Source organism: Micromonospora sp. NPDC093244, assembly GCF_040683695.1.
Classification (GTDB): domain Bacteria; phylum Actinomycetota; class Actinomycetes; order Mycobacteriales; family Micromonosporaceae; genus Micromonospora.
Genome location: NZ_JBFBEO010000001.1, coordinates 1,963,384 through 1,976,354, shown reverse-complemented (window position 1 = coordinate 1,976,354; position 12,971 = coordinate 1,963,384). Strand labels below are relative to the sequence as shown.

Below are 12,971 nucleotides of genomic sequence, written 5' to 3'. Positions count from 1 at the left end.
GCTGTCACGCGGTGCCGGGCTCGTCGTCGAGCCCGGCACCGCGTGCTTCACCGCCTGCGCAGCAGCGGCCTGGTCAGCGCCCAGTAGCCGCCGGCGACCGCGTTGAAGACGCCCAGCCCGGCGGTGGTGGGCACACCTGAGGGCGTGACACGGCCGGTCATCAGCTCCGCGATGACCCCGTCCGGCACCCGACGTTCGGTCTGCAGCTGCCGCCGGCGGGCGCGTACCCAGCCGCGGTTGCGCCACAGCCAGCCCCAACCCCGCGCCTTCTGCCGGGACCATCCGCCGACGATCGCGGCGGTGAGCATGGCGACCTCGGTGAGCAGCAGCGCGGGTGACAGCACGACGAGGGTCCGTGCCTCGTACGCGGTGAGCAGCGTGACGAGCCGGTTCCGCTCGACGAGGTACAGCTTCAGGGCGTTGCGTGAGAACTCGTAGTGGTGCAGCACGACGGCGTCCGGCACGTACTCGAGGCGCAGGCCCCGCTGCCAGAGGCGCAGGCTGAGTTCGGTGTCCTCGTGGTACGCGAAGTACTCGGCGGCGAAGCCGTCGAGGTCCCGCCAGAGCTGACGGCTGATCACGAAGCAGCACCCGCTGAGCGAGGGAACGACCTTGCGCTGGGCGTGGGCGCTCGCCGGCTCGCCGTTCCCGCCGGCCCAGGAGAGGCCGGTGAAGTGCAGCGGGTTGCCACTTGTGTTGATCAACTCGGGCTGGTCGGCCAGCCGGATCGACGCCATCGCCGCGCCGACGCCCGGCTCGGCGGCCACGGCCGTCGTCTTCGCCACGGCGTCGGGCGCCACCACGGCGTCGGAGTTGACGAACACGAGCCAGTCCCCGGTCGCCTCGGCCGCGCCCACCCGGCAGCCGCCGGAGTAGCCGGTGTTCTCCTCCGGCCGCACCACCCGTACCCCGGGCAGGCCCTTGACGATGTCGATGCCGTCCCCCGTGCAGCCGTTGTCGACAACGATGAGGTCGACCTCGACGTCGGTGCTGGCCAGCACCGCCCGAGCGGCGTCGACGAGGTACGGCTCCGGGCCGTAGGCGAGCATGACCGCGCTCACCCGTGGTCGGATCATCGGGTGCCTCCGGTGGGGCCGACAGCGACGGTGTCGCGCGAGGGGGCGAGGGGGGTGGTGGGGCCGGGACGGACGGCGTTGCGCAGCAGGAAGGCCATCAGGGCCGCCACCATCACCGAGCCACTGGCGTACCCGATCTCGACGCGCAGGGCGACCGGGAGCGGGATGAGCGTGACGGCGACGAGGACCGCGACGCCGACGCACCAGGCGACGGCCTGCGCCCGGTGCCTGTTGAGCGCCAGCAGCACCTGGCCGAACACCATCGCCCACAGGTAGGCGAGCGTCGCGACGGCGAGCCACGCGAAGTCGCCGTGGCCGAGGACGTCCGGGGCGTCGAACAGGGTGCGGACCAGCCAGGGACCGAGCAGGACGGCGAGGACCGCCCCGGCGACGCCGAGCGCGGTGACGACGCCCAGGGCCCGCCGGAGCAGACTCCGGAAGGCGGCGTGGTCACCTGTGGTGGCTGCGGTGGCCAGGCCGGGCAGCAGCGACGCCTGGAGCGAGGCGAAGACGAACAGCGGGATCCGGACCAGGACGAGCGCGGACAGCAGGGCCCCGGCGGTGGCGGTGTCACTCGGGTCGAGCAACTTCACGTTGATCACGCCGATGTTGACAACGACCTGCGCGAGGAGACTGGAGACCACGAGCAGACCCAGACCACGCACCAGCGTCGTCCAGGCCACGGCGGTGCCGCCACCGGCCGCCCGCAGGACCGGCGGGGTGGTCAGCGCCACCCCGAGCAGGGGCGCGATGACCAGGACGGCGCCGAACCACACGGGCGAGGTGACGCCGGCGAGGCCGAGCAGGACGACCAGGGCGATGCGCAGCCCGCCGTCGAGGGCGAGTTGCGTGCCGTACCAGGGGAAGAGCTGAAGCCCGGCGAGTACGCCACGGGTGGTGTGCGCGACCGCCAGCGCGGCAAGCGCTCCGATGAGCACGGTGACCATCGTGCCGTCGCCGCCGAACAGCCGATCGGCGATCGGCTGGCGGGCGACGAGGATCAGCGTGACCAGCCCGAGCAGGATGGCCGCCGCGAGCAGACCACCCCGCGCCAGGACCGGACCGGCCGGCAGCCCCTGGCTGCGCCGGGCGGCGATGATCCGGGCGACCTCCTGCTCGACGGGCATGAACATGCCGATGCCCAGCGTGAACACGATCGTCCAGAGCACCGAGAGCGAGTTGTAGTCCGCCTCGGTGAGGCTGTGCCCGGCCACTGCCAGATGTACGTAGGAGGCGAGCCCGAGAAGGGCCAGCCCGGCACCGACAGCGACGGTGCCGGGCGGGACCAGGCTCAGTAGCCGTCGAATCACCGGCGGATGAGCGCCAGCGTGAGCACCGCGAACGCGCGACCGAGGTAGATCATCGCCTTGGCGGGGGAGTGGCTGGGCGTGCCGGCCATCCGCTTGCGCATGGCCACCGGCACCTGCCGGATGCGGTAGCCACGCCGGGCGGTGTGCACGAGGGTCTCCACCGTGTCGCCGAGGTACTCGGCCGGGTACCACCCGGCGAACATCTCGATGACCCGCCGGTTGGCGGCCCGGAAGCCGGACGTGGTGTCGGTGAGCTTCGTGCGGGCCACCCGGGACAGCACGCCGGAGAGCATGACCATGGCCCAGCGGCGGGGGCCGCGGACGTTGTAGTCACCCTCGCCGGCGAAGCGCGCGCCGATGACCAGGTCGTTGTCGTCCAGCAGGTCGACGAGCTTCGGCACGTACCGGGGGTCGTGCTGGCCGTCGGCGTCGATCTGGATGGCGACGTCGTAGTCGTTGTCCCGGGCGTACCGGTAGCCGAGGCGCATGGCCCCGCCGACACCGAGGTTGTACGGCAGTTTCGCGACCCGGGCACCTGCGGCGGCGGCGACCGCGGCGGTGCGGTCGGTGGAGCCGTCGTCGACGACGAGCACGTCGACGCCGGGCAGCTCGCCACGAACCTCGCCGACGACGTCGGCGATCGAGCCCGACTCGTTGAGGGCCGGAATGATGATCAAGGTGCGCTTGCCGTTAACCATCGGTGGACACCAGTTCGTCTCGGGCCGCCCGGTCCGCGTCGATCTGCGCGCGGAGCAGGGCGAAGTCTTCGGCCAGGGTGCGGGTCTCTTCTTCCAGGGCGCTTACCTCCCAGCTGAGGTGTACGCACACCAGCAGCAGGAAGACGATGCCGAGGAAGAGCACCAGGCTGACACCGGACGCGACGCCGAGGAGTTCGGCGACGTTGTCGAGCAGCCGGGGGAACAGGGACAGCGGAATCACGATGATCAGTACGGCGAGCCAGAGCATGCCGTACTTCTCCCGCAGCTGACGGCGGCGCAGCAGCTCGACGATGGTGCCGAGCAGTAGCAGGCCGGTCAGGCCGGTGACGAGGGTGAGCTTCATGCGACCTTCCACGGGGCGGGTGGAGCGGGGGAGTGGAACGCGTCAACCAGGGTGGAGTGCCAATCCGGAAGAGGCGGCAGACCCGCGACCGCCCAACGGCTGTGCCCTAGCACACTGTACGCCGGACGGGGGGCGGGACGAGGATACCGGTCGCTGGTGGTGGGTCGGATCCGGTCCGGGTCGAGACCGGCCAGCGTGAACGCGGCGCGGGCGAGCCCGTACCACGTGGTCTGGCCGGCACAGGTGCCGTGGTAGACGCCGGGCGCCGCCCGACCGTCCAGGGCGGCGTCGGCGAGCGCGACCAGCCGCTCGGCCAGGCGGTACGACCAGGTGGGCTGCCCGTGCTGGTCGTCGACCACGTCGAGGTGCTCGCGCTGCTCGGCGAGCCGCAGCATGGTGGCCACGAAGTTCGGCCCGTGCGCGCCGTACAGCCAGGCGGTGCGGACCACGTACCCGGTGTCCGGCAGTAGGCGGGCGACGGCCTGCTCGCCGACCAGCTTGCCGCGCCCGTACGCGTTGACCGGCGCGGTGGGTGCGTCCTCCGGGTAGGGGGAGTCCGCGTCGCCGGCGAGGACGTAGTCGGTGGAGACCTGGATCAGCCTGGTGCCGCCGGTGGCGCACGCCGCCGCGAGGTTCGCCACGCCGTGGCCGTTGACGGCGGTGGCCGTCGCCTCGTCGGCTTCGGCGCGGTCGACGTTGGTCCACGCGGCGGCGTTGATCACCACGTCGTGGCCGGCGACCGCGGCGCGGACCGCTGCGGGGTCGGTGACGTCCAGGTCGGCACGGGCGGCGGCGGTGACCTTCAGGTCGGGCCGGGTCTCCAGGACGGTGACCAGGTCCCGGCCGAGCATCCCTCCGGCGCCGGTGACGAGGAGACGGGTCATGCGGTGGGCGCCGACTTCAGCGGCTCCCACCAGGCACGGTTCTCCTGGTACCAGCGCACGGTGTCGGCGAGGCCGTCCTCGAGGGTGATGCTGGGCCGGTAGCCCAGCTCCTCGCTGATCTTGGTGATGTCGAGGGAGTACCTGCGGTCGTGGCCCTTGCGGTCGGCGACGGGCACGACGCGGTCCCAGTCGGCGCCGCAGGCCTCCAGCAGCCGGCCGGTGAGCTCCTTGTTCGTCAGCTCGGTGCCGCCGCCGATGTTGTAGACCTCGCCGGCGCGGCCCTTCTGCTGGACCAGGGCGATGCCCCGGCAGTGGTCGTGCACGTGCAGCCAGTCGCGGATGTTGCCGCCGTCGCCGTAGAGCGGAACCGTCCCGCCGTCGAGCAGGTTGGTCACGAACAGCGGGATGACCTTCTCCGGGAACTGGTACGGACCGTAGTTGTTGGAGCAGCGGGTGACGACCACGTCCATGCCGTGGGTGCGGTGGTAGGCCAGGGCCAGCAGGTCGGAGCCGGCCTTGGACGCCGAGTACGGCGAGTTCGGGGCCAACGGCCAGGTCTCGGTCCAGGAGCCCTCGTCGATGGAGCCGTAGACCTCGTCGGTGGAGACGTGCACGAACCGGCCGGTGCCGTGCCGGAGCGCGGCGTCGAGCAGGGTCTGGGTGCCCAGCACGTTTGTGGTGACGAACGGCGCGGCGCCGGCGATCGAGCGGTCGACGTGGGACTCGGCGGCGAAGTGCACGATCACGTCGTGGTCGGCGACGACCTCGTCGACCACCACCGGGTCGCAGATGTCACCCTGCACGAACCGCAGACGGCTGTCGTCGCGGACGGGATCGAGGTTGGCCCGGTTGCCCGAGTAGGTCAACTTGTCGAGCACGGTCACGACCGCCGGTTCGAGCGGTGGCACGCCGTCAGCGCTGCCCAGGGGCTTGCCCAGCAGCAGTCGAACGTACTCCGACCCGATGAATCCGGCTCCGCCGGTGACGAGGATCCTCACGGGTCCGAAAGTGTACGCGACGTTCGGCGCGGGTCGTGGGACGCGACCCCCGCGCACGTTCCGTATACATGCCGGTAGGCTTCGCCGGTGCGTGGAATCCTACTTGCCGGCGGCACCGGATCCCGGCTGTGGCCGATCACCCGGGCGGTGTCGAAGCAGCTGATGCCGGTCTTCGACAAGCCGATGATCTACTATCCGCTCTCCACCCTGGTGATGTCCGGGGTTTCGGAGATCCTGGTGATCACGACCCCGGAGGACCAGGACCAGTTCCGGCGGCTGCTCGGCGACGGCAGTCAGTTCGGGCTGCGGCTGGAGTACGTCAGCCAGGAGCGCCCGGAGGGCATCGCGCAGGCGTTCATCCTCGGCGCGGACTTCATCGGCGACGAGTCGGTGGCGCTGATCCTCGGCGACAACATCTTCCACGGCGTGGGTCTGGGTCGGCAGCTCGCCGACCACGGTGACCCCGTCGGCGGCCGGGTCTTCGCCTACCAGGTCGCCAACCCGCAGGAGTACGGCGTGGTCGACTTCGACGCCGACGGTCGGGTGCTCTCGATCGAGGAGAAGCCGGCCCGGCCGAAGTCCCGTTACGCGGTGCCGGGGCTGTACTTCTACGACAACCGGGTGGTCGACATCGCCGGCAAGCTCACCCCGAGCGCGCGTGGCGAGTTGGAGATCACGGCGGTCAACGAGGCGTACCGGGAGACCGGGGAGCTGTCGGTGACAGTGCTGGACCGGGGCACCGCCTGGCTGGACACCGGCACGTTCACCTCGATGATGCAGGCCGCCGAGTTCGTCCGGGTGGTCGAGGAGCGGCAGGGTCTCAAGATCGGCTGTGTCGAGGAGGTGGCCTGGCGGGCCGGCCTGATCGACGACGATCAGCTGCGCGCGCTGGCCGCCCCGCTGACCAAGAGCGGCTACGGCGACTACCTGCTCGGTCTGCTGGCCGGGCGCGACGACAACCCCGGGGCCTCCTGGTGAAGATCCGGCAGTTGAGCATCGAGGGCGCCTGGGAGATCAGCCCCCAGCAGCACGGCGACCCGCGCGGCATGTTCATGGAGTGGTACCGGTTCGACAAGCTCGCCGAGGCGGTGGGGCATCCCCTGCGCCTCGCCCAGGCCAACATGTCGGTCTCCGCGCGCGGCGTGGTGCGGGGCGTCCACTTCGCCGACGTCCCTCCCGGGCAGGCGAAGTACGTCACCTGCGTGCGTGGTGCCGTGCTCGACGTGATCGTTGACCTGCGGGTGGGCTCGCCGACGTTCGGCCGCTGGGAGGGCGTCCGACTCGACGACACCGACCGCCGGGCGGTCTACCTCAGCGAGGGTCTGGGGCACGGCTTCTGCGCCCTGACCGACGACGCGACGCTGAGCTACCTCTGCTCGGCCACGTACAACCCGACGGGTGAGCACGCCGTGCACCCGCTGGACGAGGAGCTGGGCATCGAGTGGCCCGCCGAGGTCCCGCTGCTGTCCGCGCGCGACGAGGCGGCACCGACCCTCGCCCAGGCCCGCGAGCGGGGTCTGCTGCCCGAGTACGACAACTGCCGGCGGTTCGTGGCGAGCATCGGCCCGGACGGAATGTCGCACTCAGCCGGTATGTGACCGCCCCCGCGGCACGACCTGTGGTCTGACAGTGACGAACCGGGCCTCCGGGCGGCTAATGTCACACCATGGAGCGGCGAATCTTCGGCCTCGAGACCGAGTACGGCGTCACCTGCACCTATCGCGGGCAGCGGCGGCTGTCCCCGGACGAGGTCGCGCGGTATCTGTTCCGTCGCGTGGTCTCCTGGGGTCGGTCGAGCAACGTCTTCCTGCGCAATGGGGCCCGGCTCTACCTGGACGTCGGGTCGCATCCGGAGTACGCCACACCGGAGTGCGACTCGGTGACCGACCTGGTCGCTCACGACCGGGCCGGCGAACGGATCCTGGAGGGTCTGCTCGTCGACGCGGAGAAGCGGCTGCACGACGAGGGCATCGCGGGTGAGATCTACCTGTTCAAGAACAACACCGACTCGGCAGGCAACTCGTACGGCTGCCACGAAAACTATCTGGTCTCCCGGCACGGCGAGTTCGGCAGGCTCGCCGACGTGCTCATCCCGTTCCTGGTCACCCGACAGCTGATCTGCGGAGCCGGCAAGGTCCTGCAGACCCCGCGCGGCGCGGTCTACTGCCTGTCGCAGCGGGCCGAGCACATCTGGGAGGGCGTCTCCTCGGCGACCACCCGCAGCCGCCCGATCATCAACACCCGCGACGAGCCGCACGCCGACGCCGAGCGCTACCGGCGCCTGCACGTGATCGTCGGCGACTCCAACATGAACGAGGTCACCACGCTGCTCAAGGTCGGCACCGCCGACATCGTGCTGCGGATGATCGAGGCCGGGGTCGTCATGCGCGACCTGTCGCTGGAGAACCCGATCCGGGCCATCCGTGAGGTGTCGCACGACATCACCGGCCGGCGCAAGGTGCGGTTGGCCTCCGGCAAGGAGGTCAGCGCGCTGGACATCCAGCAGGAGTACCTGGCCAAGGCCACCGAGTTCGTCGAGCGCCGCGGCGGCGACCAGGCCGCCAAGCGGGTCGTCGAGCTGTGGGGCCGGGTGCTGCACGCGGTGGAGACCGGTGACCTGGAGCCCGTCTCGCGGGAGATCGACTGGGTCAGCAAGCTGCGGCTGATCGAGCGGTACCAGCGCAAGCACGACCTGCCGCTGTCACACCCCCGGGTCGCGCAGATGGACCTGGCGTATCACGACGTGCACCGCGGCCGAGGCCTCTACGGGCTGCTGGAGCGCCGCGGCGAGGTGGACCGGGTGGCCACCGACCCGGAGATCTTCGAGGCCAAGGAGACCCCGCCGCAGACCACGCGGGCGCGGCTGCGGGGCGAGTTCATCAGGCACGCCCAGGAGAAGCGGCGCGACTTCACAGTCGACTGGGTGCACCTGAAGCTCAACGACCAGGCGCAGCGCACCGTGCTCTGCAAGGACCCGTTCCGGGCGTACGACGAGCGCGTGGAGCGGCTGATCGCCAGCATGTGACGGGTCGGGCCGGCCCTGGCGGTGGTGTCGGGGCCGGCCCGGTAGTCTGGGCGCGCCATGACGACTTCTGGACCATCCGACCGCCCGCAGCGCGGCACCGAGCGGCAGAGCTTCCTCGAACGCCGGCGGGAGAAGATCCGCGCCGAGATCGAACGGAACCGCCGCGGCGAGTACACGGTGCCGACGTGGGTGCTGGCCCTGGCGCTGGTCCTGATCGTCGGCGGCTGGCTGGCCCTGATCTTCCTGGCCTGAGCACTGGTGGCCGGCGGGCCGGTCAGGGGATCCGGGTGACGGCGTGCCGGCCGGCCGCGGCGGCGGCCACGAAGTAGGAGTGGTCGGCGTCGAGGCCACGGCCCATCGTGGACAGCGGCACGACGCTCGCCCGCAGCGCCGCGTCGAGACCCGCCGTGGGCACCCGGACGATCCGGTGCCGATCAGCCAGCGGCGCCAGCGCGGCGTCCACCTCGGCGGCGAGAGCCGGCTCCAGGTCGTCGGGGACCACCAGCTCCGCCGGGGCGAGCGCGACCCGGCCGTACGCGGTGAGGCTGTGGTGTGACACGCCCCGGTGCCGGGGGCGGGGGTCGGCGGCGGAGATCCGCAGCGAACCGACCGGTCGGCCGCCCAGCGTGGCGACCGCGTTGACCGCCTCGCCGACGGCCACCCCGGAGAAGCCCCACCGGGTGCCCGTGCCCAGGTTTCCGGGCCCCTGCGCGACCACTGCCAGGTCGGCGTCGAGCACGTGCCGGGCGGCGAGCAGGCCGCCGTGCAGTGTGGTGGCCTCCAGGTCGCCGCCGAACGCCTGCCCCACGGTGATCGTGCCGGCCAGGTCGGCGCGCAGCCCGGCGAGGGTGCGGGAGAACCAGGCCGGCAGCGCCCCACCGTCGGTGAGCAGGTACGCCACCCGGGCGTGCGGGGCGTCGGCGCGGATGCCGGCCAGGATCGCGGGCAGTGCCGAGTGCAGGTCTGCGGTAACGACAGGCATGCCGTGCAGGTCGTCGGCGTCGGCGAGGACGGCGCGGTGCGGGGAGGCCTCCTCGTCGACGCCGAGCAGGATCGGTTGCAGCGGCGTGTAGCGGGCCTTGACGAGGTGCCCGGCGTCGCGGGTGTCCCCGGCGTCCGGCGGGTCCGGCGGCAACCGGTCCGGCAGGGCCACGACCAGGGCGTACCCGCCGGTGCCGAGCCCCATCAGCAGCGCGCCGGCGTTGAGCAGCACCCGGTCGCCGGGCTCGGGGGTGCCGACCAGTTCCGGGTACGCAAGCGCCCGCATCCGCGTGCCGTCGGGCAGGTCGACGTCCAGCTCCACCGCCCCGGTCCACTGCCGTCGCAGCGTCGCCACAGTCCCCGTACGCCATCGCACCATGACGGGCACGCTAGCCGCGCGTGCCGGGCGGGCCGCGCCCGGGTGCGGCGCTCGGCCGGTTCAGCTCGGCGCGGGATCTCCGCCGGCGTCCGGGCTCGGCCGGGCCTGGGTGTCCCGGGCGCCCCCGGTCGCGCCGGGCAGCGAACGGGTCGGATCGAGGAAGACGAAGCGGATCTCCGGGTACCGGTCGGTGAGCCGCCGTTCGGCCTCGTCGGCGGCGGCCTCGATCTGCGCGCCGGTGGCCTCGTCCCGGAAGTCGACCTTGGCGGCGACCAGGATGTCGTCCGGGCCGAGCTGCATGGTCAGCAGCGTGTCGATGCGTTCCACCTCGGGCAGCCCGGCCAGCTCCCGCTCGATCTCCCGGCGCAGCCGGTCCGGCACCGCCCGGCCGACAAGCAGCGACAGGTTGTTGCTGGCGAGGATGCCGGCCACGGTCAGCAGCAGCAGACCGATGAGGATCGACGCGACGCCGTCCCACAGCTCGTCGCCGGTGGCGTGCGACAGGCCGACGCCGAGGCCGGCCAGCAGCAGGCCGACCAGGGCCGCGCTGTCCTCCAGGAAGACCGCCTTGACAGTGGTGTCGGCGGTCAGCCGCAGGAACCGCCGCGGGGTCGTCTCCCAGCGTCGGGACTCGCGGCGGACCTGGCGTACGGCGCGGGCCAGCGAGATCGACTCGATGACGAACGACACCGCCAGCACGACGTACGAGATGAGGAAGTCGCCGCTGTGCTCGTGCACCAGGATCGTCGTGACGCCGTGGGTGACGGCGAAACCGGCGCCGGCGACGAACGTGAACATGGCGGCGAAGAACGCCCAGACGTAGCTCTCCTTGCCGTACCCGAACGGGTGCCGCTGGTCGGCCGGTCGGGCGCCGCGGCGCAGCGCCTGGAACAGCAGCACCTCGGTGGTGGTGTCGGCGACCGAGTGCGCGGCCTCGGAGAGCATCGCGGCCGACCCGGAGATCAGCCCGGCGATCAGCTTGGCCACCGCGATGGCGAGGTTGGCGGCGCCCGCGACGACGACGGTGCCGACGCTCTCGCTCTCCGGTCTGGCCCCCGCCTGCGACATGAGGATCACCCTATGACCGGTGGCGGCGGGGCGCTCGGCTAGTGGTCCGGGACACCACCGATCCGAACAAGTGTGCGGCACGCCCGCGTGGGTGCACGTCACGGGCGCGTCGGCTGCTAGCGTCTACCCGTGTCGCGGACCCGCACCGAACGCCTGGTCAACCTGGTGATCTGCCTGCTGTCCACGCGACGGTTCCTGACCGCCGCGCAGATCGCCGCGACCGTGCCCGGTTACGAGCACGATCCGGACGACGCGCGTGACCACGAGGCGTTCCAGCGCAAGTTCGAACGGGACAAGGCCGAGCTGCGTGAGCTGGGCGTGCCGTTGGAGACGGGGACGGCAAGCGTCTTCGACGCCGAGCCCGGCTACCGGATCGCCCACCGGGAGTACGCGCTGCCCGACATCCCCCTGGAACCGGACGAGGCCGCAGCCGTGGGCATCGCCGCCCGGCTGTGGCAGCACGCCGGGCTGGCCGCCGCCGCGTCGTCCGGGCTGGCCAAGCTGCGCGCCGCCGGGGTGGACGTCGACCCGCAGGCCACTCTCGGCCTGGAGCCGATGGTCACCGTCGACCCGGCGTTCGCGCCGCTGACCGCCGCCGCCCGGGACCGCCGGGAGGTGGGTTTCGACTACCGGGTGCCGGACCGCGACGCGCCAAGCCGTCGCCGGCTCCAGCCGTGGGGCGTGGTCTGCTGGCGTGGCAGGTGGTACGTGGTGGGGCACGACCTGGACCGGGCGGCGACCCGTTGCTTCCGGCTGTCCCGGGTGGTCGGCGCGGTGCGGGTGACCGGTGCGCCAGGCGCCTACCAGCCGCCGGCCAACGAAGACCTGATCAGCCACGTGGCCCGCTGGTCGGGGCCGGTGGAGCGCACCGGCCGGGCCACCGTGCTGGCCGCGTCGGGCCGGGCCGCCGGGCTGCGCCGCTGGGCGGTCGAGGTGACCGCCGGGCCGGACGGCGACCGGCTGGTCCTGCCGTACGCCGACCCGGACTCTCTGGCCGGCCACCTGGTCGGGTACGGCCCGGACGTGCGGGTGCTCGACCCGCCGGAGGTCCGCGAGGCGGTCATCCAGCGACTCAAGGAGATCGCCGTGCGCCACGACGAGCTGGCCGGCACCGGGGGTGCCCGGTGACCCGCCCCGCCGCCCGGGGCGGCTCCCGCGCGTCCGCCGACCGGTTGGCCCGACTGCTCAACCTGGTGCCCTACCTGCTGGCCCGCCCGGGCATCGAGATCGCCGAGGCGGCAGGTGACCTGGGTGTCACCGAACGGCAGCTCCGGGAGGATCTGGAGCTGCTCTGGGTCTGCGGTCTGCCCGGGTACGGCCCCGGTGACCTCATCGACATGGCGTTCGACGGTGACCGGGTGACGATCACCTACGACGCCGGCATCGACCGGCCGCTGCGGCTCACCCCCGACGAGGCCCTCGCGCTCGTGGTGGCGCTGCGGATGCTCGCCGAGACACCAGGGGTGGCCAACCGGGACGCCGTCGAACGCGCCCTGGCGAAGATCGAGGACGCGGGCGACCTGGTGGGCGCACCGGTGGCGGTACGGCTGCCGGGGGACACCCGGCGGGTGGAGGCGCTGCGCGCCGCCGTCGAGGGCGGCAGGGCCCTGCGGATCACCTACTACACGGCGGCCCGGGACGAGACCACCGAGCGCGTCATCGACCCGCTGCGGGTGCTTATGGTCGGGGGTCGGGCGTACGTCGAGGCGTGGTGCCGGCGCGCGGAGGCGGTCCGGCTGTTCCGGGCCGACCGCATCGACGCCATCACCGAACTGGACGAGCCGGCCACCGTTCCCCCGCAGGCCGTGCCGCACGACCTCACCGAGGGCGTCTTCCGTCCCTCTCCGGATCTGCCGCTAATCACCCTGCGGATCGGTCGGGGCGAGCGGTGGATCACCGAGTACTACCCGTGCGAGCGGGTGGAGGCCGGCGACGGCGACCAGTGGCTCGTCTCCCTGCGGGTGACCGACCTGGGGTGGGCGCGTCGGTTCGTGCTCGGCCTCGGCCCGGAGGTCACAGTGGTCTCCCCGCCCGAGCTGGCCGAGCAGGTCCGGGCCACGGCAGCCGCCGCGCTCGACGCGTACGCCGTACCGGTGCCCCCGGCCGTGCCCCGGCCGCCCGAGGGCGACGCGGACAGCGCGCCGTCGGGTGACCGGGCGGTGGCCGGCCACACCCAGTAGGCTGACCG

14 protein-coding genes are annotated in these 12,971 nt (G+C 72.4%); 6 read left to right on the top strand and 8 right to left on the bottom strand.

Annotation, left to right across the window (positions count from 1 at the left end; translation table 11 throughout):
• Positions 1-47: 47 nt before the first annotated feature.
• Genes AB0N27_RS08880 through rfbB form a run of 6 tightly spaced genes read right to left on the bottom strand, consistent with a single transcriptional unit; the run spans position 48 to position 5,330 of the window.
• On the bottom strand, positions 48-1,076 hold the full coding sequence (locus AB0N27_RS08880) for a glycosyltransferase family 2 protein (protein ID WP_364365346.1): 1,029 nt from the start codon (positions 1,074-1,076) through the stop codon (positions 48-50).
• Positions 1,073-2,386 carry a polysaccharide biosynthesis protein gene (locus AB0N27_RS08875; protein ID WP_364365343.1) on the bottom strand — a complete coding sequence of 438 codons (1,314 nt, stop codon included), beginning with the start codon at positions 2,384-2,386 and terminating at the stop codon, positions 1,073-1,075. Before AB0N27_RS08875 ends, AB0N27_RS08880 begins: the two co-directional genes overlap by 4 nt.
• A complete protein-coding gene (locus AB0N27_RS08870) occupies positions 2,383-3,084 on the bottom strand; it encodes a glycosyltransferase family 2 protein (RefSeq protein ID WP_354828841.1) in 702 nt (233 codons plus the stop codon). The genes AB0N27_RS08875 and AB0N27_RS08870 overlap by 4 nt, the downstream gene beginning before the upstream one ends.
• Positions 3,077-3,448, bottom strand: a complete 372-nt coding sequence (locus AB0N27_RS08865) for a DUF2304 domain-containing protein (RefSeq protein ID WP_139584287.1) — start codon at positions 3,446-3,448, stop codon at positions 3,077-3,079. Before AB0N27_RS08865 ends, AB0N27_RS08870 begins: the two co-directional genes overlap by 8 nt.
• Complete coding sequence (gene rfbD, locus AB0N27_RS08860) at positions 3,445-4,332, bottom strand: dTDP-4-dehydrorhamnose reductase (protein ID WP_364365339.1); 888 nt, start codon at positions 4,330-4,332, stop codon at positions 3,445-3,447. The genes AB0N27_RS08865 and rfbD overlap by 4 nt, the downstream gene beginning before the upstream one ends.
• A complete protein-coding gene (gene rfbB / locus AB0N27_RS08855; protein ID WP_364365336.1) occupies positions 4,329-5,330 on the bottom strand; it encodes a dTDP-glucose 4,6-dehydratase in 1,002 nt (333 codons plus the stop codon). The genes rfbD and rfbB overlap by 4 nt, the downstream gene beginning before the upstream one ends.
• Positions 5,331-5,417: 87 nt before the next feature.
• Here rfbB and rfbA point away from each other — a divergent pair, with 87 nt between their 5' ends.
• The 4 genes from rfbA to AB0N27_RS08835 all read left to right on the top strand — a co-directional run bounded on the left by rfbA (position 5,418) and on the right by AB0N27_RS08835 (position 8,607).
• Complete coding sequence (gene rfbA, locus AB0N27_RS08850) at positions 5,418-6,308, top strand: glucose-1-phosphate thymidylyltransferase RfbA (RefSeq protein ID WP_364365334.1); 891 nt, start codon at positions 5,418-5,420, stop codon at positions 6,306-6,308.
• Positions 6,305-6,928: a dTDP-4-dehydrorhamnose 3,5-epimerase gene (gene rfbC / locus AB0N27_RS08845; RefSeq protein WP_364365331.1), complete on the top strand. Its 624-nt coding sequence runs from the start codon at positions 6,305-6,307 to the stop codon at positions 6,926-6,928. The genes rfbA and rfbC overlap by 4 nt, the downstream gene beginning before the upstream one ends.
• 68 nt (positions 6,929-6,996) lie before the next feature.
• On the top strand, positions 6,997-8,355 hold the full coding sequence (gene pafA, locus AB0N27_RS08840; RefSeq protein ID WP_364365328.1) for a Pup--protein ligase: 1,359 nt from the start codon (positions 6,997-6,999) through the stop codon (positions 8,353-8,355).
• Between the two features lie 57 nt (positions 8,356-8,412).
• Positions 8,413-8,607, top strand: coding sequence for a hypothetical protein (locus tag AB0N27_RS08835; protein WP_364365325.1), 195 nt, complete (start codon positions 8,413-8,415; stop codon positions 8,605-8,607).
• A gap of 22 nt (positions 8,608-8,629) precedes the next feature.
• Here AB0N27_RS08835 and AB0N27_RS08830 read toward each other — a convergent pair whose 3' ends face one another.
• The gene (locus tag AB0N27_RS08830; RefSeq protein WP_364365322.1) at positions 8,630-9,715 is read right to left on the bottom strand and encodes a DUF3866 family protein; all 1,086 of its coding nucleotides are present in this window, start codon (positions 9,713-9,715) and stop codon (positions 8,630-8,632) included.
• Between the two features lie 60 nt (positions 9,716-9,775).
• Complete coding sequence (locus AB0N27_RS08825; protein ID WP_364365319.1) at positions 9,776-10,783, bottom strand: cation diffusion facilitator family transporter; 1,008 nt, start codon at positions 10,781-10,783, stop codon at positions 9,776-9,778.
• Positions 10,784-10,912: 129 nt separating this feature from the next.
• Between AB0N27_RS08825 and AB0N27_RS08820 the strand changes: the two genes are divergently transcribed.
• Entirely contained in the window at positions 10,913-11,911 is a 999-nt protein-coding gene (locus AB0N27_RS08820; RefSeq protein ID WP_364365316.1) for a WYL domain-containing protein, read from the top strand.
• Positions 11,908-12,963 carry a YafY family protein gene (locus tag AB0N27_RS08815; RefSeq protein WP_364365313.1) on the top strand — a complete coding sequence of 352 codons (1,056 nt, stop codon included), beginning with the start codon at positions 11,908-11,910 and terminating at the stop codon, positions 12,961-12,963. The genes AB0N27_RS08820 and AB0N27_RS08815 overlap by 4 nt, the downstream gene beginning before the upstream one ends.
• Positions 12,964-12,971 lie beyond the last annotated feature (8 nt).